General features: G+C 66.4%; 19 protein-coding genes and 2 tRNA genes. 4 read left to right on the top strand and 17 right to left on the bottom strand.

Annotated elements, in window-relative coordinates; all coding sequences use genetic code 11:
- Window positions 1–33: 33 nt before the first annotated feature.
- From FGF80_RS05165 to FGF80_RS05140, 6 genes are all read right to left on the bottom strand, one after another.
- Window positions 34–633, bottom strand: coding sequence for a plastocyanin/azurin family copper-binding protein (locus FGF80_RS05165; protein ID WP_138655472.1), 600 nt, complete (start codon window positions 631–633; stop codon window positions 34–36).
- A gap of 173 nt (window positions 634–806) precedes the next feature.
- Window positions 807–1,208, bottom strand: coding sequence for a hypothetical protein (locus FGF80_RS05160; protein WP_138652606.1), 402 nt, complete (start codon window positions 1,206–1,208; stop codon window positions 807–809).
- Between the two features lies 1 nt (window position 1,209).
- The gene (locus tag FGF80_RS05155) at window positions 1,210–2,883 is read right to left on the bottom strand and encodes an FAD-dependent monooxygenase (RefSeq protein ID WP_006186212.1); all 1,674 of its coding nucleotides are present in this window, start codon (window positions 2,881–2,883) and stop codon (window positions 1,210–1,212) included.
- Window positions 2,876–4,465 carry an electron transfer flavoprotein subunit alpha/FixB family protein gene (locus tag FGF80_RS05150; RefSeq protein ID WP_138652604.1) on the bottom strand — a complete coding sequence of 530 codons (1,590 nt, stop codon included), beginning with the start codon at window positions 4,463–4,465 and terminating at the stop codon, window positions 2,876–2,878. Before FGF80_RS05150 ends, FGF80_RS05155 begins: the two co-directional genes overlap by 8 nt.
- 1 nt (window position 4,466) lies before the next feature.
- Window positions 4,467–5,333 carry an electron transfer flavoprotein subunit beta/FixA family protein gene (locus FGF80_RS05145; RefSeq protein ID WP_138652602.1) on the bottom strand — a complete coding sequence of 289 codons (867 nt, stop codon included), beginning with the start codon at window positions 5,331–5,333 and terminating at the stop codon, window positions 4,467–4,469.
- Between the two features lie 255 nt (window positions 5,334–5,588).
- Complete coding sequence (locus FGF80_RS05140; RefSeq protein ID WP_006186215.1) at window positions 5,589–6,446, bottom strand: polymer-forming cytoskeletal protein; 858 nt, start codon at window positions 6,444–6,446, stop codon at window positions 5,589–5,591.
- A 148-nt stretch (window positions 6,447–6,594) separates the two neighbouring features.
- Between FGF80_RS05140 and FGF80_RS05135 the strand changes: the two genes are divergently transcribed.
- Window positions 6,595–6,792: a DUF5800 family protein gene (locus tag FGF80_RS05135; protein WP_006186216.1), complete on the top strand. Its 198-nt coding sequence runs from the start codon at window positions 6,595–6,597 to the stop codon at window positions 6,790–6,792.
- A gap of 51 nt (window positions 6,793–6,843) precedes the next feature.
- On the opposite strand, the gene FGF80_RS05130 is transcribed toward FGF80_RS05135, so the two are convergent.
- On the bottom strand, window positions 6,844–7,407 hold the full coding sequence (locus FGF80_RS05130; protein WP_138652600.1) for a DUF420 domain-containing protein: 564 nt from the start codon (window positions 7,405–7,407) through the stop codon (window positions 6,844–6,846).
- A gap of 506 nt (window positions 7,408–7,913) precedes the next feature.
- A tRNA-Leu gene (locus tag FGF80_RS05125) sits at window positions 7,914–7,998 on the bottom strand.
- 239 nt (window positions 7,999–8,237) lie between these two features.
- Between FGF80_RS05125 and FGF80_RS05120 the strand changes: the two genes are divergently transcribed.
- Window positions 8,238–8,951: a TVP38/TMEM64 family protein gene (locus tag FGF80_RS05120; protein WP_138652598.1), complete on the top strand. Its 714-nt coding sequence runs from the start codon at window positions 8,238–8,240 to the stop codon at window positions 8,949–8,951.
- A 55-nt stretch (window positions 8,952–9,006) separates the two neighbouring features.
- On the opposite strand, the gene FGF80_RS19035 is transcribed toward FGF80_RS05120, so the two are convergent.
- Together FGF80_RS19035 and FGF80_RS05115 are read right to left on the bottom strand one after the other, a co-directional pair.
- The gene (locus FGF80_RS19035) at window positions 9,007–9,183 is read right to left on the bottom strand and encodes an HVO_2523 family zinc finger protein (RefSeq protein ID WP_175416983.1); all 177 of its coding nucleotides are present in this window, start codon (window positions 9,181–9,183) and stop codon (window positions 9,007–9,009) included.
- A 113-nt stretch (window positions 9,184–9,296) separates the two neighbouring features.
- Window positions 9,297–12,419, bottom strand: a complete 3,123-nt coding sequence (locus FGF80_RS05115) for an adenosylcobalamin-dependent ribonucleoside-diphosphate reductase (RefSeq protein WP_138652596.1) — start codon at window positions 12,417–12,419, stop codon at window positions 9,297–9,299.
- A gap of 415 nt (window positions 12,420–12,834) precedes the next feature.
- Between FGF80_RS05115 and FGF80_RS05110 the strand changes: the two genes are divergently transcribed.
- Window positions 12,835–13,020 (top strand): hypothetical protein, encoded by a 186-nt coding sequence (locus FGF80_RS05110; protein ID WP_006186222.1) that lies wholly within the window; start codon window positions 12,835–12,837, stop codon window positions 13,018–13,020.
- A 105-nt stretch (window positions 13,021–13,125) separates the two neighbouring features.
- Here the strand turns inward: FGF80_RS05110 and trpG are convergent, their stop codons facing one another.
- Genes trpG through trpD form a run of 4 tightly spaced genes read right to left on the bottom strand, consistent with a single transcriptional unit; the run spans window position 13,126 to window position 17,121 of the window.
- Window positions 13,126–13,770 carry an anthranilate synthase component II gene (trpG, locus tag FGF80_RS05105; RefSeq protein ID WP_006186223.1) on the bottom strand — a complete coding sequence of 215 codons (645 nt, stop codon included), beginning with the start codon at window positions 13,768–13,770 and terminating at the stop codon, window positions 13,126–13,128.
- Window positions 13,767–15,455 (bottom strand): anthranilate synthase component I, encoded by a 1,689-nt coding sequence (gene trpE / locus FGF80_RS05100; protein ID WP_138652594.1) that lies wholly within the window; start codon window positions 15,453–15,455, stop codon window positions 13,767–13,769. The genes trpG and trpE overlap by 4 nt, the downstream gene beginning before the upstream one ends.
- Before the next feature lie 2 nt (window positions 15,456–15,457).
- Window positions 15,458–16,108, bottom strand: coding sequence for a phosphoribosylanthranilate isomerase (locus FGF80_RS05095; RefSeq protein WP_138652592.1), 651 nt, complete (start codon window positions 16,106–16,108; stop codon window positions 15,458–15,460).
- The gene (trpD, locus tag FGF80_RS05090; protein WP_006186226.1) at window positions 16,105–17,121 is read right to left on the bottom strand and encodes an anthranilate phosphoribosyltransferase; all 1,017 of its coding nucleotides are present in this window, start codon (window positions 17,119–17,121) and stop codon (window positions 16,105–16,107) included. The genes FGF80_RS05095 and trpD overlap by 4 nt, the downstream gene beginning before the upstream one ends.
- A gap of 188 nt (window positions 17,122–17,309) precedes the next feature.
- Between trpD and FGF80_RS05085 the strand changes: the two genes are divergently transcribed.
- A tRNA-Val gene (locus FGF80_RS05085) sits at window positions 17,310–17,384 on the top strand.
- Between the two features lie 145 nt (window positions 17,385–17,529).
- Here the strand turns inward: FGF80_RS05085 and FGF80_RS05080 are convergent.
- From FGF80_RS05080 to FGF80_RS05070, 3 genes are all read right to left on the bottom strand, one after another.
- On the bottom strand, window positions 17,530–17,739 hold the full coding sequence (locus FGF80_RS05080) for a hypothetical protein (RefSeq protein ID WP_138652590.1): 210 nt from the start codon (window positions 17,737–17,739) through the stop codon (window positions 17,530–17,532).
- Window positions 17,740–17,862: 123 nt separating this feature from the next.
- Window positions 17,863–18,516: a hypothetical protein gene (locus FGF80_RS05075; protein WP_138652588.1), complete on the bottom strand. Its 654-nt coding sequence runs from the start codon at window positions 18,514–18,516 to the stop codon at window positions 17,863–17,865.
- Between the two features lie 81 nt (window positions 18,517–18,597).
- Window positions 18,598–19,380 carry a YihY/virulence factor BrkB family protein gene (locus FGF80_RS05070; RefSeq protein WP_138652586.1) on the bottom strand — a complete coding sequence of 261 codons (783 nt, stop codon included), beginning with the start codon at window positions 19,378–19,380 and terminating at the stop codon, window positions 18,598–18,600.
- Window positions 19,381–19,465: the final 85 nt, after the last annotated feature.

The following is a 19,465-nucleotide window of genomic DNA, read 5'->3' as shown; positions in this document are numbered from 1 at the left end:
CGCGGACGGCGTCCCACCGGATGCCGACCGGTCTCACTCGCTCGTTTCGTTGCCGCTTTCGTTGCCGTCGGACTCGTTGCCGTTAGTCTCGTTGCCGCTGGTTTCGTTCTCGGCGGTTTCGTTACCGCTGGTCTCGTTATCAGCGGTTTCGTTGCCGCCACCGCCGCCGGTGCCGCCCGCAATCTCCAGATCGCCGCGCATCTGGGCCTCGTGGGGCTGACAGACGTACTGGTACATATCGCTACTCGCCGTGATATCGAGCATCTGACTCTCGTCAGGCTCGGACACCACTTCGGTCGAGAGATCACCGATCACTTCGTCGTTTTCGTTCCGGATTTCCATGTTGTGTGGCTGCCCGTTGCCTTCCGACCAGCCGATCGTGTAGTCTTCGCCCTCCTGTAGGATGAGCGTCGGGTTCTCCTCGCCCTCGATGGCGGACGGGGCGAGTCCTTCCCAGTGGCTGGTCTCGCCACTGAAATCGATCGTCGTGCCGGGTTCGATCTCGTACCCGCCGCTGCCACCGCCGTTACCGCCGCCACCGCCGTTTCCGTTACCGTTCCCATTGCCGTTGCCACCACCGCCACAGCCTGCGATGAACGCCGTCGACGCCGCAACACCGGTCAACTGAAGCATTCGCCGTCGGGATAACCGATCGTCTCGTGCCATCGAGTTGACTTTGCGCTCAACAGGAATAGTCGAATACCCGTCTACTGCGTGGGAGTCAAGTACGGGCCGGTTTGCGGCGGTCTTCCGCCGGTTTCAGATTGCGATCGGCGTCGCGCCGCCCGGGAGAACAGGGGTGGTCCTCAGTCGGGAGCCGACCGCCGATGTCGCCCCGGAACGCGGGTCAGCAACTGGGCCGTATCGACGATGTTGCGCGTCTCGAGCAGGAGTTCGGCCGCCTCGCGGACCGTAAACTCGGCCTCGAGAGCCACGCCGTGACAACGCGTGTAACACTCGAGCCAGCGGTTCATCGCATCCTCGAGTGCGGCGAGTTCGGATCGCGCGAACGGAACCATGCGACCGCCGGTCCGAGCCTGGACGTAGAGCCAGATGGCCGGCCCGACACCCTCGCGAAGGTAGCGCTCGGCGTCAGCGGGGTCTGGAACCCGGGCCGCCGACTCGTCGGGGCCGCGGTCGTCGAACGCCGCCCGCTCGCGCTCTGCCCGGCGGGCGAGTGCGGCGATGCGGGGGCCGTACCGGCTCATTCTACCCCTCGCGATACTCGACGCCCTTACCGCCGCGGGGGTGTTCCCACTCGGTGTCGGCGACGATCGCGCAGGTCCCACACTCGACACAGGGCTGGGTGTCGAGACTGACCAGCGTCTCCTCGGTCCCGTTGGTCTTGACCGCCTCCGTGCGGTAGCAGCCGCCGCCGAAGTCCCGCGCACTGACCGGGCAGGCGGTGACCGCCGCGCCGCTGGCCTCGGCCGACTCGTCTCTGAGTTCGATGTGGGGATTGCCGACATCGGTATCGTAGGTGAGGTCGCCGATGCGCTCCTCGAGCGTCGGCGGTTCGATGTCGCTCTCCCAGTGGATCGTCTTGCCGTGTGCCTCGGCGATCAGCGTCGGCAGGGAGACGTAGCCGGTTTTCGTATCCGGCAGCATCGAGACCAGGAACGGCGAGTTGTACGCTCGCTGCAGCAGGCGGTCCGCGATCGGGTTCCCGACCGCGAGCGGGCCGATCGGCGAGGCGAGCACTCGCTCGACGGCGTTTGTCACGGCGTCGCGCTCGCCGATGGTTCGGGCGAGATCGTACCGGCGAGGCCGGAGTTTGGCCATCGTACCGGAGTCGTCGAGCAGTTCGGTGTATCGCCGTCCGGGGGCCGCCGGGTCGGCGTTGCCGCGGGTGGCGGCGAAGGCGTCGGCCGCGAGCGCGCCGGCGGTGACGGCGTGGTTCATCCCCTTGATGATCGGCCCCTGAGCCTGCATCTGGCCGGCGGCGTCGCCGACGAGGACGAGGCGGTCGCGGTAGGGCCGGCGGTGGGCGACCTTCTTCGAGTCGGGAACGAGCTTCGCCGCGTACTCGCGCTCGTGATACTCGTTTTTGAACCAGCCGGCGAGCAGCGGGTGGGTCAGCAGGGCGTCGAGCAGTTCGTGGGGTTCGGCCGCCTGCTCGACGAGACTATCGAGATGGAAGACGGTCCCGATAGACAGCGAGTCAGCGTTGGTATAGAGGAACCCGCCGCCGCGGACACCCTCGAAGAGGTCGCCCGAGAACAGGTGGGCGGTCCCCTCCTCGGGGCCGATGTCGAACCGGTCGTCGATCGCGTCGGGGGCCATATCCACGACGGCCTTGACCCCCTGAAACCACTCCTCGGGCTCCGCCCAGTCCATCAGTCCGGCGTCGCGGGCGAGTTCGGAGTTGACGCCGTCGGCCGCGACGATCAGGTCCGCCTCGATCGGCTCGAGTTCGTCACAGGTAACGCCGACGATCTCGCCGTGTTCGCGGAGCAAGCCGTTCACTCGCACGCTCGTCAGGACACCGCCACCGGTCTCGCTCGTCTGCTCGTGGACCCGCGTCTCGAGCCAGGCGTCCATGTCACGCCGAAGCACGGCATCACACCAGTCGGTGTCGTGCTCGTGAAGATCGGTCAGGTCGTAGGTCTTGACCGAGTTACCGGCCACGTTGTGGATGTAGTAGTCCGTGATGGGACGTTCGGTCGCCGCCTCCCGGAAGCCGTCGAAGAGGTCGTCGAGCGTGTACGGCGCGGATTCCTCGGCGTAAATCAGTCCGCCGGAGACGTTCTTCGAGCCTGCTTCGGGACCCCGCTCCAGGACGAGCGTTTCGACGCCGTGATCGGCGAGCCGCGCGGCCGCTGCGGCCCCGCCGGGTCCACAACCGACGACGACGGCCTCGTAGTGTTCGCGGTCGTCAGTCATCGTCCTCACCCCCGTCGGCGACGGCCTCGGCCTCGAGATCCGTCTCGCCCGCTTCGATCGCCTCGGTCAGCCGCGGCAGGACCTCGAAGAGATCCCCTTCGACGAAGTAATCGCTGAAGTCCCTGATGCGGGCGTCGGGATCGGTGTTGATCGCGACGATCGTGTCCGACTCGTCCATGCCGACCTTGTGCTGGACCGCGCCGGAGACGCCGGCGGCGATGTAGACGTCCGGCGCGACGACCTGGCCGGTCTCGCCGATCTGGCGTTCCTCCGCCGAGTACGCCTCGACGTGTCCCTCGAACTGGTAGGAGGAGGTGACGATCCCACGCGTGATGCCGAGGGCGGCGTCCTCGAACGCGTCCACGAGGTCGAGACCCAGTTCCATCCCCGCGGTGGGATCGTCGGCGATCCCGCGGCCGAGACAGACGATCACGTCGTGACCCGTGAGGTCGATTCCGGCCTCGAGCCGGTCGTGATCGGTGATGCCGACGCGGAACCAGTCGTCGGCCAGTGCCATGTCGTGTTCGACGACCAGCCCGTCGCGGTCGGCGTCCGGCTCCATCGGGTCGAAGCTGCCCGGGATGACCGAACACCCCTGCGGGTGGAAGTCCCGGGTCGGGTTGTCGAGACAGAGGATCGTCGAGTACTCGAAGCCCGAGAAGTCGGGTCGCTTCATGTGCAGGACCTTCTCGACGGTCTTCTTGACGCCCGGCTCGCCGGTTTTGACTGGATTCGAAATTTCGTTTTCCTCGATGAACAGGTCCGAACAGTCCGAGGCCAGTCCGGAGTCGAGTTCGGCCTGCACCATCGCCGAGAGGTCGCGGCCGTTGTTCGTCGCCGGGAACAGGATATAGCGCGGCTCGTCGTACTCGCGCCAGTCGGTACTCTCAACGGTTCCGTCTCCCCGAGCCATGTGAGCCGCGATCTCGGTGTAGGGGTCGTGCAGGAACCGCCCGAGGCGCTCGTCCTCGTGGTAGACCGCGACGTCGGCCCCGTAGGCGATGCACTCCTCGGCGAGGGCCTCGCAGTCGTCGCCCATCAGGAACGCGACGACCGCCTCCTGATCGCCGTAGTCCGCCTCGAACTGATCCATCAGTTCACGGCCTTTGCCCAGCATCTCCCGCGAGACATCGAGTAACTCCCCGCCCTGCGTCTCACAGAAGATCCACATGTCCGCGTAGTCGCCGTCCTCGAGCGCCCGGACGTGTTTCTTGTCGCGGGTGGGGTGAGAGAGGGCGTCGTCCTCCCCCGGGTCTTCCCCGTCTGCCTCGCCCGGCTCGGCCTCCGCGTCGTCGGCTTCGCTGTCGTCCCCATCCGTGCTTTCGGCGTCGTCGCCCACGTCGGCGTTCGTCTCCTCGGACGCGCCTTCGGTTTCGGCGTCTGCTTCCACGCCGTCACTCTCGGCGTCCGACGCGGTACCGACCTCCTCGAGCCGCCGGTGGACCGCCTCGCGAGCCGTTGCGCGGTCCTGACCGGCCCGCTCCGCCTCGAGAATCGACTGCAGGTCGTCCGTGTCGTCGATCGTCTCGAGTGCCGTGGTCAGTTCGTCGACAGTGTAGTCGTTCGGATCGAGTTCCGTCATGTTACTCACCTGCCTCGGCGGCGTACGGTTGCATCGTCTCGAGCACGTCACTCATACCCTCGTCGTGGGGATCGATCATCGTCGCCTCCCGTTCGGAGGGCGCTTTGGGGATCGGGTCGACCGAGGAGACGATCGTCGGCGAGCCATCGAGCCCGATATAGTCGGGATCGAGGTTCAGATCGGTGTGGTCCCACGTCGTCAGGTGGTCGTCGTGCTCGGCGGCCCGCTCTTCGGTCTCCGCTCGGAGCGCTTTGTGCGTCAGCCGGTGGGACGCCGTCCGATAGGTCGGCTCGAACTCCGGATCGGTGACGACGAAACAGGGCAAGGGTGCCTCGACCGTCTCGATTTCGTCGAGATCGCCTTCGACGAGCCGTTTCGCGCGCAGGGTCCGTTCGTCGGGGTCGACGTCGAGCGCGATGACGTGCGTGACGATCGGCCACTCCATCGCCCAGCACGTCTGCGGGCCGGTCTGACCTGTCTCGCCGTCCGCCGTCTTGAACCCTGCAAAGACGAGGTCGATGTCGGCGACTGTTTCCTGGTACGTCTCGAGGCCGGCGCTCAACGTGATCGCCGTCGCCCACGTGTCGGAGGCGGCGAGTTCACGATCCGAAAGCAGGTAGCTGTCGTCGGTGTAGACCGACGCCATCGCCTCCTGCAGGACCTCGCCGTACCCCGGCGGCCCCATGCTCATGCCGCTGACGTGGCCGCCGTGGCGGACCGTCGTCTGGAGCGCGGCCTGCAGCGCGAACTCGTCGTTCGGATTCATCACTGTCGGCGTCTTCCCTCGCTCCAGGTGGCCGTCCTCGTCGAACGAGACGGCCCCCTCGGAGAAGTCCGGGACGCCTTTCGTCAGGACGATCGATCGCATGACTCCTCCCGTGGATGTATGTCTATATTTAGCATGCCTGTCGCACCCTATCAGATTATCAGTATTAAGAATAGGGGTCAAAATCGCCGATAGATAGCGGCGGCGTCGTGACTGCCGCGTTCGGTTCGGACGAACGGAGCCGACTGCGCCGTCGCAGCGTCGTACCTCGGCGGAGTCGGCCCAGGCTCGAGCGCGGCGAAACCGGCCGCTCGAACCGCTGTGTCGAGAGAATCCGCCGGAGCGAATCGGACCGCGTTACTCGCGCTCGCGTTCGGTCGTCCGCATCGTGATCTCGCCGTCCGCCCGGATCGTGCCGTCGACCTCCGCGTCGGGGCCGAGTTCGAGGTCCGCACAGGAGACGTCACCGAGGATGCGGGCGTCGTGGTCGATGACGACGTCGCCGTTGCGGGTCGTCACGTCGCCGTGGATGCGGGTGTCTCCGCCCACGGAAACGTCGCCGCGCGCCCGGAGGCTCCCGAAGATGTTGCAGTCCGCACCGATGTCGATCGTCTCGGCCCGGACGTTCCCGTGGAGTCGGCAGTCGTCGCCGATCGTCGCGGGCGTCGAGACGCGCCAGGCGTCGTCGCCGACGGTCGCGTTCCGAGGGATGACCAGCGGCTCCGTATCGGGTTCGCCGTCCTCCTCGTCGACGAGTTCGGAAATGAGCCGCTGGGCGGCGTCTTCCTCGCCGAGCAAGAGGAGGTGCTTGAGGTAGACGAACAGGAAGACGATCGTCGGCATCGGGTTCCGGATGACGATCCAGCCGTTGGCTTCGAACCCGTCCTCGATCTCGACGTCGTCGCCGATGTCGAGATCGCCGGCGACTTTCAGTCGGCCGCCGATGTGGACGCGTTCGCCGATGTACGCGTCCTCGCCGACCAGCACGGTCTCGGCTACGTCACACCACATGTCGAGCCGACAGTCGCCCTCGGCCTCGATCCCGCCGCCGAACTCGGCCGATTCGCCGGCCAGCACGTTCCGACCGCGGACGCCGAACTCGACGCTCGAGCGCCCGCCGACGAGGATATCCCCGTCGGTAACGAGGTCGCGCTCTTGGGCTTCCGTGCCGTCGGGGACGACGAGTTCGTCGAGCGGATCCCTGCTGAAGGCCACACTCGGGCTCAAAGGGAGTAGCGCCTAATAAACCTCGCGCGTCGTCAGTCGTCCGTCAGACGCTCGTCCGCCGCCGTCGGCGTTCCCATCGCATCAGTCACCGATCACAGTCGCCTCGCTTTTAGCATCCCACTGCGTACGTCCGACCATGACAACGCTCGCATTCGACGACGACGGCGTCGATGTCGTCTACGAAGGCACCGAGTTCCGCCTCGAGCAGGACCTCATCGAAGACGCGACCGAAAAGTCCTACTACGACGTGACCGACCACGAGGTTCTCCAGATCGTCGCCGAACAGCCGAACCTGCAGGGCGAACCCCGACGGATCGGTGACATCCTCGACTGAGCCGTCCTGTGGGGTCCGAGACGGTCGCCGTTCGGGGTTCGGGCGACCGGCTCAGTAGACGACGTGCAGGAGAACGAACACGACGATCCCGAGCGAAAAGGAGAGCAGCCACAGCGTCGCCGCGACGCGGCCGACGCGGGCGTGGCCCGTTTCGGGTAGCTCCGCGATCGGGCGGGAGAGCGCGAGCAAGAGCACGTAGTAGAGCAGGGGAATACAGACGATCGCGAGGAAGATGTGGATCGCCAGCAGCGGCAGGTAGACGAACTGATAGACCGAGTCGGGGCCGGGGAACGGCTGTGGACCGCCGGTCACGGTCAGCCGGTAAAGATAGAGCGCGAGGAAGGCCACGAACAGCCCGAACGAGGCGACCATCGCGACGCGGTGGCGTTCGATATCGTCGCGACGGATCGCCCGCCAGCCGAGCGTGATCGTGCCGATCGCGGCCGCGCTGAGCACGGCGTTGACGAGCGGGATCGTCTCGATAACCCACGCCGGAGCTGCCGGCACGCTCGAGGAGGGGATCCGGCCGCCCGCGGCCGCGAAGACGACTGCCAGCGACACGACGCTCAGGACGCTGGTGAGCAGGCGCACGCGCTCTCGAGGAACGTATTCCATGGCTGTTCGTTCGGGTGCAACGGGAAAGGGATTACCGTCTCTGACCGACTCTCGAGAGCGATCGGGTGAAGCCGTTTTGTAATCGCCACAGCTACTGGCTTCTCATCAGATCGGAATCATCTGGCGTTCTATTCGCTTCCGGCTGATGCAGCCGCCGTCCGTCGCTCCGTCGGCGAACTTGGCTTCCGTCTCACCGCGAACTCGAAACGATCGTCGACGCCCACGCCCTCGCCGACGCCATGGACCTCGTTTTCGCGGCAGTCGAGTTCCGACTCGAGCGCCTCGAGACGGGTGACTATCGGACGTGTATCGCCGTCGATGACGATGCCCGTCAACAGGTCGTAAGGTGCCTGTTTTATTGTCAGCAGAAACCACAGGGACGGGATAGTGTACGAGCAACGGGGCTATCGCTCGTCGGTAGTAGCATCGGAAAGGATTATGCGTGGGTGATGTCCTCGGAGGGAGATCACCTGCATCGTAGTGGTGGACATCGTCCACCGATGCGATGCGTGGGACCGGATTCGAACCGGCGGACCCCTACGGGACAGCGCCCTCAACGCTGCGCCGTTGGCCTGGCTTGGCTACCCACGCTCGCGGTCTCTGTCTGCACTCATTCGTATCCAGTGTGATTATAAAAGCCCTTTCCTTTAGGTCGGCGACTGCGGTCGGGTCCCACGGGAACCGGACCCGCGAGTGACGGCCACTCGCGCCACTCGCCTGCCGGTGGGCAACGGACGCTGGCCCCCCGTGGCACTCCACCGACCCGTTCGAGCGGCCGCTAACTCGCGGGAGACACAAAAGCTTCAATACTCGAGGGGAATCGTCGGTTGATGTCGCTGTGGTCGGTTCGAACGCGCGCGCTCGCTGGGGCGATCGTGGCCAGCGGCGCGGTCGCCGCGGGCGTGCTCGTCTCGCCGTCGACGATCGTCGGGACCGTCGACGCCGTCGCGGCGGACCCGATCCTGTTCGGCCTCCTCGTTACTGGACTCTACCTCGTGCGCCCCCTCCTCGCGTGGCCGACGACGCCGCTCGCGGCCGTCGTCGGCTACGGCTTCGGCGTCCCCGTCGGCGTCCCCATCGCGCTCTGTGGCGTCGTGGTGACCGTCTTCCCCGTCTTCGTCGCGGCGCGCTGGCTGGCCGCCGGGGCGTCCGACGAGGACGCCGACGCGGCCCTCCTCGAGCGAGCCGGCGACACCGTCGCACGCTACTACGAGACGGCGGGCCCGCTGCGCGGCGTTACCGCCTCCCGGCTGGCACCGATCCCCTCGGACGTCGCGACGTGTGCCGCGGCGGTCAGCGGTGTCGGGTGTCGCCAGTTGGTGCTCGGGACGGTGGTCGGCGAACTCCCGTGGACGGTCGCCGCAGTAGTCGTCGGTGCCTCGGCGGCGACGGTCACCGCGGGCGGGCTCGAGGGGGTCGGCGTGGCGCTCTCGCTGGCCTGTGCCGCCGCTGCCGTCCTCCTCCTTGCTGGACCCGCGTACCGCCGGATTCGGACGGGGAGCCGGTCGCCGACGGACGGGACGGGGCGATCGACGGACAGCTAAGGAAGCCGGATACTCGTCGCCCCCACCCGCTCGGACGGGACTCGAGAGCGGACGCTCAGCGGAAGGGATCGCTACAATCGATGATGACCCCGTGCTGGGGACAGACGTACTTGCAGTGGCGCTTGTACATCGCCGCATCACAGTGTGGACAGCGCGGGCCGGCGTCCGTCCGGTCGCTCGAGCCGTCCGTCTCGACGCCACCGTCCGCTCCCCGCCCGCCGTCGGCAGTCATACGACGGCGTTCGCGCCGACCGATGCTAAGTGTGGCGTCTCAGCGGTCGTCGCGTGCGATCCGAACGAAAACACGACCGGGAAAAGCGGCGTCGAAACGGCCTCAGTCAGCGCTCAGCACTCGCTCCAGCCACAGGACTCGCACGTCTTGCAGCCTTCGGAGAAGTACAACGTCATCGAGCCGCAGTCGGGACACTCCGGCGACTCGCCGGCGTCGATGAGGTCCTGGGTCGTATCGTCGGCGTCAGCGGGCGCACCGCCCTGTGTGGCGGACGCGCCGCCGTCGGTCTGGGGACCGTCGTAGTCGGCGATTTCGGCGTCGGCCGACTCCTCGAGCGTCTGCTGTTTCGGGTAGGGTTTGTCGATCTCGCCGTCGAGGTAGCGGCGCATCGCGGTGCCGATGGCGTCCGGGATGGACTGAATCTGCTCGCCCTTGTCCCAGGCGACTTTCGGCGATCGGGTTCCGCAGAGTTCGTCGACGATCTCCTCGGGATCGACGCCCGAGCGCAGCGAGGTCGAGATGACCTTCGCCAGCGCCTCGGTAAAGGAGTTCGTGAAGCCGCCCGAGTGGCCGATGTTCGCGAACAGTTCGAACGGCTGGCCGGTCTCGGGGTCCTCGTTGATCGTCACGTATATCTTCCCGTAGCCGGTGTCGATGCGCTGGCTGACGCCCTGTAAGGCGTCCGGTCGCTCGCGCTTTTCGGTGAAGTCGATCTCGACCGGCTGGCGATCGTCGTCGGCCAGCGAGCCGACGTCCGCTTCGAGAACGTCCCGGACCTCGTCGCTCTCGAGGAAGGCCTCGAGACCGCCGAAAATCTCGTCGATCTGCTCGACCAGGGCCTGCGCGGCTTCGGTTTCGTCGGCGAAGTCGGCGTTGTCCGCGCGGGTCGTCAGCACCTGCTTGCTGCGGGTGCCATCGCGGTAGTAGGTGACGCCCTTGCCGCCGTTCTCGTAGACCCACTCGAAGACCTCCTTTGCGTCCTCGAGCGTGGAGTCGTTTGGCGCGTTGACCGTCTTCGAAATGGCGGAGTCGACGCCCTTCTGGCAGGCACACTGCACTGCCGCGTGCTGTTTCGCCGAGAGGTCCGACGTGATGACGAACAGTTCACCGATCGCGTCCGGCACGGTCGAGAGGCCCTCGACGCCGTCGAACTGGTTCGTCGCCATCTGTTCTTGGGCCTCCTCCTTGACCGCGTCGACATCGATGTCGTTGGCCTCGAGCGTCCGGAGGAAGTAGTCGTCGAACTCGACGAGCATCTCGTCGCCCTGCACGTCGTCGGTGACGTTCTTGTAGTAGGCGACGTTGTAGATGGGTTCACAGCCGCCCGTCGTGTTGCCGACCATCGAGGTCGTGCCGGTCGGGGCGATGGTCGTGACGTTGTGGTTGCGGATCGGGAAGCCGTCCGCCCAGTCGTCGGCGTCCTCGCCGGTCTGGCGCTCGAACCACTCGCGGTACGCGGTCGGGTCCGCGTACTTCGACTCGTCCCAGTCGTTGAACGAGCCGCGCTCTTCGGCGAGTTCGTGGCTCTTTGCCTTCGCGCCGTGGTTGATGTGGGTCATCAGCTGGCGGGCGACTTCGTTCCCTTCGTCGCTGCCGTACTTGATCCCGAGCTGGACGTACAGCTGGGCTAGCCCCATGACGCCGAGGCCGATCTTGCGCATGTCACGGACCTTCTCCTCGATCTCCTCGACCGGGAAATCCGACATCGTGACGACGTTCTCGAGGAAGCGCGTGCCGTACTCGATGCGCTCGTCGAACTCCTCGAAGTCGATGGCCTCCTCGAGGAAGGCCGCGACGGCCGCTTCCTGCGAGTCGTACTCGTCGCCGTGCTCGTCGGCCCAGACGCGCCAGTCGGGGGCGTCCAGGTCGGCCAGCGTCGAGAGGTTGATGTGGCCGAGGTTACAGGCCTCGTACTCCTCCAAGGGCTGCTCGCCGCAGGGGTTGGTCGCGAGCATCCGGTGGTCGTCCTGTTCCTCGATGTCGAAGGAGTGTTCCTTGTTGACTCGCTCGAGGTAGATCACGCCGGGTTCGCCGTTCTCGTGGGCACCCTGAACGATGCGCTCCCAGACGAGTTCGGCGGGGACCGAGAGCGGTTCGCCGACCTCGACGTGCTCGCCGAGGTCGTAGCGGCTGTACATCTCTTTGGTCTCCTCGGTGGCGATGTGGGGTTCTTCGGTCCGCGGGTTGGTGAAGGTGTACTCCTCGCCGTTCCGGACGGCCTCCATGAAGTCGTCGGTGACGCCGACGGAGATGTTGAAGTTCGAGAGATGGCCCTCGACGGCGTTGCGCAGGTGTTTGGGCACGCGGCCGTCCTCGTCGATCAGGTCCCGGGCTTCCTCGAGTGCTTCCGAGAAGGTGGTGTAGGTGTAGTCGTCCGGGTCGTTCAGTCGCAGCGTGTGGGCCAGCGAGACGTCCTTGTTCTTGGCGTGGATGAACTCGATGACATCGGGATGGGAGACGCGCATGATGCCCATCTGTGCACCCCGGCGGGTCCCGCCCTGGGCGATGGTCTCACAGAGCTGGTCGTAGGTCCGCATGAAGGTGATCGGCCCGGAGGCGATGCCGCCGGTCGAGCCGACCGAGTCGCCGTAGGGACGCAGCTGCCAGAAGCCGTAGCCGACGCCGCCGCCGGACTGGAAGACTTCCGCGGCCTTCTTGGCGGTCTCGTGGATGTCCGAGAGGTCGTCGTCGGGCGACATAACGAAACAGGCCGAGAGCTGCTGCAGTTCGTCGCCCGCGTTCATCAGGGTCGGCGAGTTCGGCATAAAGGAAAGCGACTCCATCCCGTCGGTAAAGGTGTCGGCGACGTCCTCGACGTGGTCGCGTACTTCGGCGGGGAGTTCGGGGACGACGGTTTCGTAGGCGAACTTGTTGACGTTGCGCTCGGTGAGCGTCGTCTCGGCGTCGTCGTCGGCCGTGACGCCCTCGCCGAAGACGTCCGCAGCAAGTTCGTCCCGGCGCGGGTGGTCGGGCTTGAGCTGGTCGGGCGTGACCGTGATCTCGCGGTCCTGCTTGTCGGCTTCGTAGACGGCTTCCGCGAGGGCGATGTTCTTCCCTACGCGATCGAAGAGGTCCTCCTGTGTCTCGATTAGTTCGCCGTCTGCGTCCTTCCGGAGATAGCGGGCCGGGAGAATGTTGTTGTACGCGTTGTCGGTCAACCGCTCCTCGAGAGTCTCCCCGTCGGAGCGTTTGATCGGGAGAGTGAGATCCGCCGCGGAAAGCTCGGCATCGCTCATGTGCGGGTCACCCCGTCGCTATACCGCTTCCGCGCGTCGATTCTGGCGTGGCTCGGGTTCCGTGCGCTCATCATTCGTGACGAAGGTTCGGTATTCATGCATCCATCATAAAACGTGGTGTTGTTGTCCTACTTTTCTTGTAGTAGTACAAATAGGGTTGTAGAGATGTCTCTGTAACCTATCGTGATCCATTCTCCCACGACCGCCGAAACGGCCGCCTGTGTGGTCAACGATAGCTACGTCGCGGACCGTCTTAACGATTTTCAGACCGGACTGAAAGTGACTGTAACCGACGAGATGGGGTCGCAACCTCCTGATTTTTTTGTTCGCCAATAGTTTCTCGAGAGTCAGTCGTCGCTGCGGATCAGTCACGATATCCAGAAAGGTTACGTCCCTGGGGCGTGGGAACTGGCGTATGTTCGATGTACTAACGTCGGCACCACCGATCCTGCTGGTGTTGGCCCTACTCGCCGCCTTCGCGGTCGCCGTCATCGCGCTCCGAATCGCGATCAAACTCGCCGTTCGAGTCGGTATCGTCGCTGCAGTCGTTCTCGCGGCTCTCTACGCGGTCGGGCAACTCGAGTTGCTCCCCGGCGTCTAACGAGACCGGCGCGGCCGGTGACCGGCTACCGGCGCGGGGTCGGACCCCGCGCGGACCCGCTGTTTTTCGCTCCCCGTCTCGATGACGATCCGAGGTGGGGTCACATCAGACCCGCGAAAGGAAGTTCTCGATCACGTCGTGGCCGTTCGCCGTGAGGACGCTCTCGGGATGGAACTGTACGCACTCGAGGGGAAACGTCTCGTGGCGGACGCCCATGACGAGCGTCTCCTCCCCGTGTTCGGCGGTCGCCGAGACCGTGAAACAGTCCGGGACCGCGGTCGCGACGAGCGAGTGATAGCGGCCCGCCCGAAAGCCCTGCTCGAGGCCCGCGAAGACTCCCTCGCCGTCGTGATCGACCGCGGAGGCCTTCCCGTGGATCGGGTCCGGCGCGCGGCCGACGGTCCCGCCGTACTCGTAGACGGCGGCCTCGAGACCGAGACAGATCCCGAGCGTCGGTATCTCTGGCGAGCAGTCCCGCAGTACGGCCATCGTCACGCCGACATCGCGGTCGTTCTTCGGGTGACCGGGACCGGGGCTGATGACGATCGCATCGGGGTCGACGGCGCGGACGTCCGCGAGCGAGGCAGTGTTTTTCAGCACCGCGGTCTCGGTGCCGGCCTGCTGACTGACGTACTCGACGAGGTTGTACGTGAACGAGTCGTAGTTGTCGATGAACAGGACCGTGATCGGGTCCACATCGCTGCGATCCGCCGCCGCGTCCGTATCGCGCTCGGTCCCCGTAGTGCTCATCGGCTCACCTCCGCCGTCGCGTCTGGGTCGTCGTCGGTCGGCTGCTCCGCTGCCGGGCGGTCGATCTCCTCGAGGGCCGCGAGGACGCCTCCCATCTTCTGCTCGGTCTCCTCGTACTCCGCGGTGGGGTCGCTGTCCGCGACCAGCCCCGCACCGGCCCGGACCGTGATTCGATCCCACGAGCCTTCGTCCTCAACGGTTGCAGTCCGAATGACGATCGCGAAATCCGTATCGCCGGTCCACGAGTAGTAGCCCACGCCGCCACCGTAGAGCCCTCGCGGTTCGGACTCCAGGTCGTCGATGATCTCCATCGCCCGGATCTTCGGGGCTCCCGAGAGCGTTCCCGCGGGGAAGGCGGCTCGAGTCGCGTCGAACCCGTCCGAGTCGTCGGCCAACGTTCCGGTCACGGTCGACTCGATGTGCTGAACGTGGCTGTACTTGAGGACGTTCATGAACTCGTCGACGCGGACCGATCCCGGCTCCGAGACGCGCCGAACATCGTTGCGCGCGAGATCGACCAGCATCGTGTGTTCGGCGCGCTCCTTTCCGTCCGCCAGCATCTCGCCCGCCAATCGACGGTCCTCGACGGGACTCGAGCCCCGGTCACAGGTGCCCGCGATCGGGTTCGACATGACTTCGCGCCCGCGCACCGAGATCAGGGTCTCGGGGCTGGCCCCGACGACGGTGAGATCGTCGTGGTCGAGCAGGTACATGTACGGCGACGGGTTCACGTCCCGCATCGCCTCGTAGAAGCCCATGGGATCGATGTCGCCGGAGAGCTCTCGCGTTCTGGAGACGACGCCCTGGTAGATGTCCCCATCGAGGACGTGTTCTTTGGCCCGCCGGACGCTCTCCTCGTACTCCGCTTTGGGTCCGGCACGCTCGCCGTCGCGGGTGAAGCCGTTGGTCCGTGGCTCGTCGGCCTCGCGCAGCGTCGCCGCGACGGCGGCGGCTTCCGTTTCGAGCGCGTCGTACACCTCGTCCGGGTCGTCGTCGGCCTCGATGACCGGCGTACAGACCAGCGAGACCGTCCCATCGCGCTCGTCGAAGGTGAGCGTCTTCGTCGTCAGTAGGAACTGCGCGTCGGGGAACTGCGAGTCGGGCCGCTCGCAGCCGACTTCCTCGAGCCAGAGATCGTAGACGGCGTCGTAGGCGAGGAAGCCGACGAGTCCGCCGTCCAGCTGCTGGCGGTCGTGATCGGGCGCGTTCTCGAGGCGCACGTCCGGCATCGCGGCCCGAAGCGCGTCGACGGTGTCGCCCTCGGCGTCCGTCCGAATCGACTCGAGGGGCGCGTCGTCTGACAGCGCGTCGACGGTGGCCGTGCCGGATTCGACCGTCACGACGGCCTCGGGGTCGTACCCGACGTAGGAGTATCGCGCGTGCCGTTCGGTCCCCGCAGCGCTGGGTCGGAACGCTCCATCCGGGTCGCTCGAGGCGGTCTTCTCCGCGCTCTCGAGCAGGAAGGCGTACGGCGACCGTTCGCGATCGATCGCCTCGGAGCGACCGGTGAGCGCGGCGTAGGCGGCCAGCGGCGTCGTCTCGATCTCGAGCGTCGCGACGGTGTGGACGACGGCGGGTCGATCCGCCCGGTCCGCGCTCGTGCCCGCGTAGTCGCGGAAGGTTTCCCGATCGACGTCGAACGCGGGCCGGTCGGCCGGCACCGAGTCGGAGTCGTGTTCGGTCACGGTTACGGCTCCGCCGGTCTGCGGGCGTTCTTGGCGCGATCGACGAACGATCGGACGGCGTCGGCGTCTTTGACCCCGCCGCGTTTTTCCACGCCGCTCGCGACGTCGACCGCGAAGGGATCGACGGTGCGGACCGCATCGCCGACGTTGTCGGGCGTCAAGCCGCCCGCGAGGATCAGCGGCGACTCGAGGTCGGCAGCGGCCAGTCGGGTCCGGTCCCAGTCGTGGGTTCGTCCGGTGCCGCCGCCCCCGCCCTCGCCCGGCGTGTCGACGATAAGGCCGTCGACGATGTCGTCGTAGGTCTCCGCGGTCGCCGCGTCGTCGGCGTCGACCGCGAGCAGGAGGTCCGTCTCGAGGTTCGCGCGCAGGTACGCGAGGTCGCTGGTCCGGATGTCGCTGTGAATCTGAATCGCGTCGGGTTCGATCGTCTCGACCAGTTCGATCGCTTCCTCGGGGCCGGCCGGCATCGTCACGAGGACGCTCGTCACGAACGGCGGGGTGGCCGCCGCGAGCGCCGCGGCCCGTTCGATCGAGACCTCACGGGGCGTGTCGACCGAGACGTCACAAATGAGCCCGATCGCGTCCGCGCCCGCATCGATCGCGGCCTCGAGATCGGCCTCGCTGGTCAGTCCGCAGATCTTGACCCGCGTCATTGTCCCCCCGCCCGTGCCGTCGCGCCGCGGAGTCGCTCGAGCTTTCGGGCCGCCGCGCCGGAGTCGATCGCCTCCCGGGCCGCGTCGACTCCGGCCTCGAGCGAGCGGGCCTCGCCGGCGACGTAGATCGCCGCGCCGGCGTTCGCGAGGATGACCTCGCGTTTCGCGCCGGTCACGTCACCCGCGACGATGCCGCGCATGTCGTCGGCGTTGTCCGCCGGCGAGCCGCCGGAAATGGCCGCGATGTCGTGTTCCGCGAGACCGAGTGCGGCCGGCTCGAGCGCGTATTCGGTGACGGTATCGCCGTCGACCTCCGCGACGACCGTCTCGCCGTGAATTGCGATCTCGTCGGTTCCCGCGCCGTGGACGACCAGCGCGCGCTCGATGGCCATGCGAGAGAGGGCATCCGCGAGCACGGGGACGAGGTCCGGGTCGTAGACGCCGACGACCTGTGCGTCCGCCCCGGCGGGGTTCGTGAGCGGTCCGAGGACGTTGAAGATCGTCCGCATGCCCAGTTCCTTGCGCGGGCCGATGACGGCCTTCATCGCCGGGTGAAACACCGGCGCGAGCATGAACCCGATGCCGTCGTCCTCGATGGCCTCCTCGACGGCCGGCGGTTCAGCTTCGACGGTGACGCCGACTTCCTCCAAGACGTCCGCACTGCCCGACGAGGAGGAAACGGAGTAGTTGCCGTGCTTGGCGACCGGGACACCCGCACCGGCCGCGACGATCGCGCTCGTCGTCGAGACGTTGATCGTATCGTAATCGTCACCGCCGGTGCCGCAGGTATCGACCAACGGCTCCCGGTCGGGCGTGATCGTTCTGGCCGCGTCGCGCATCCCTTCGGCAAAGCCCGCGATCTCGGCTTCCGTCTCTCCTTTCGCGCGCAGTGCCGCCAGCAGCGCGCCGATCTGTGCCTCCGTCGCGCCCTCGAAAACGGCCGTCGAAGCCGCTCGAGCGTCCGATTGCGTGAGATCCTCCCCGTCCGTGACTCGTTCGACGTATTCCTGCATAGTGCACACCAATGTACGTAGTTGTCTTGTAATGCCCAAATCAGTACATCGTCTTAAGCGTGTCGACCGGGTGCGTGGTTCCGACTCCCGCACGGCGGCCGATTCGAAACCTTCAATTGGTGTGGGGAGCAACGAACGAGTGCAGTCAGAAAGCGTGGCGACGCGAGCCACGGACGAAAGCCAAACCAGGGTTGGTGGTCTAGTCTGGTTACGACACCTCCTTGACATGGAGGAGGCCGGCAGTTCAAATCTGCTCCAACCCACTTCTTCCGAACTAACGCGACGAGCGGAGCGATGTGTCCGTTTGTAGCACTCGTCCCCTCTCCGATCGCGAGCGAGATCGTGAGTTGCAGGACCGACTGTGGACGGGTTCGAACGGGGCCAGCCGTGCTGTGACCGCAACCGATGTTACTCGTGACTCACGAGGCTCCCGAGGACGAGGGACACCGCGATGAGCATGACAAGGACGAGGACGAGTTCCGAGAGGACTCGTATCGGCCACGGCCCGACGTTGCCGAGCCGAATGAACCCGGCCGCGAGCACCACAATATTCGTCCCGAGAAGCAGGTTCGTCGTCTGCCGACGCCCGGCCCACTCACGTGTGTCGTCCGACGACATTGCGTACTATTGATCAATACGGTATCATCACTGTTCCGATGAACGGACTCGGGACCACCCTCCCTCGGATCGGTTCCACGGCCCGAGCGGTGTCGAGCCGAGACAGCGGCCGCATCGGGCCAGTTATCTCGAGAAGAATCGCGCGAGCCGACCGAGTAGTCCGGGACTATCGGCCTCGTCGTCGGTCGTCTCGGTGCCTCCATCCCGGTCGACCGTGCCGGCGAGCGGGCCGGCATCGTCGGGCATCGCTCTCCCGGTCTCGGTCCCGCTGCGGTGGCTCGTCTCGAGGTCGTCCATCGAGAGGTCGACGTCGTCGATCTCGGGCGTCGAGTCTCGACCGTCGCCGGCTTCGGACGCGCGGACGTCCGCCCCGGTGACCGTTCCGTCTTCGACGCGAGCGGCGAGGTCCGCGAGCGAGGCGTCGTCGGGGGGCGACGACGCGGCCGCGTCGACCGTCGCGGCGTCGGTGGCGTTCGCTCCCTCGTCCGCCCCGTCGTCGTCGGGTTCCGTTTCGGCGGTCGGCTCCGGCGTCGGTTGCCCGTCGTCGTCGGTCGCGGTAGTGACCGGCTCGCTCGAGACGCTCGTCGTGACGGTCGCATCGGTCGACGCCGCCGATTCCGATGGCGTCGACTCCAGCGACTCGAGGATATCGTCGACGCTCTCCTCGGAGACGACGCGCTGGGGACCGCCGCCGGGGTCGGAACTACCCGTCGACTCGGTCTCGTCGGCCGCATCGGCGTCGTCGGTCGCAGTGGAGGTCGATTGCTCGTCGCTCATCGTGATGCTCTGTCGCTGCTGGGGACATAATCCTTCTCCCAGGGCGCGACGGACCGAGACGGCGTCGTCCCCGAGGCCGCGTTAGTCGGCGAGCGACGGCTGGGCGCGGACGACGTTGAGAACGGCACCGACGAGAATGATGATGCCGGCGAAGTACAGCCAGGTGACGAACAGGAGAACGGCCCCGACGGCCCCGTAGGCCTCGTACTGGGCGGCGTTCGACGCGTACAGCTGGAATCCGAACTGGAGGATCGTCCAGCCGACCGCCGCGAAGAGCGCGCCCGGGAGCGCCTCGCCGAGGCTGACTGGAATCGGCGGGAGGACGTAGTAGATCGGAAGGAAGACGAAGACGAGCCCCGCAAGTAGCGCGACCCAGCCGAGCAGGCCGGCGAGCGGTACGGTTCCGGGGAGGAGCCGGAGTGCCGCGCCGATCCCGATCATGAGGGCGAGTGCGACTGCACCGGCGACGATCACGGTGAGGCCGTCCCTGATCTGATCGACGAGGGTGTCCTCGGCGATTTCGTCGTAGACGTTGTCGAACGCGAGGCTCAAGCCGCGAAAGACCTTGAGCGCACCCCAGGTAGCGACGAGGAACGCGACGACGGTCGCCTCGGCACGGCCCGATTCGGTCGTCAACGCGTTGGTGACTAACTGTTCGCCCGACGCCGGGAGGAAATCACCGGCGGCGGTGATCAGCCGCTGGGCCGCTTGCTCGCCGCCGACCACCGATCCGACCACGAGCGCGAGCAAGACGAGCGGGATCAGCGAAACGAACGCGTAGTAGGCGAAGCCGGCAGCGAGAAAGCTTATATCGCGGTCGCTCGCCGTCCGATAGATCGCCGTGAGTGTCTCCGGAAACGCCATACGGTCCATACGACGGTCAGGGCTAAGAACGTGTACGTGTTTGCCGTGCCGACGGTCGTTTATTTTCCACGTTCGCGCTGCTTCC

It is taken from the genome of Natrinema pallidum, assembly GCF_005890195.1.
Taxonomy (GTDB): domain Archaea; phylum Halobacteriota; class Halobacteria; order Halobacteriales; family Natrialbaceae; genus Natrinema; species Natrinema pallidum.
Note: the sequence above shows the minus strand (reverse complement) of the source record. Positions and strands in the feature narration are given on the sequence as shown.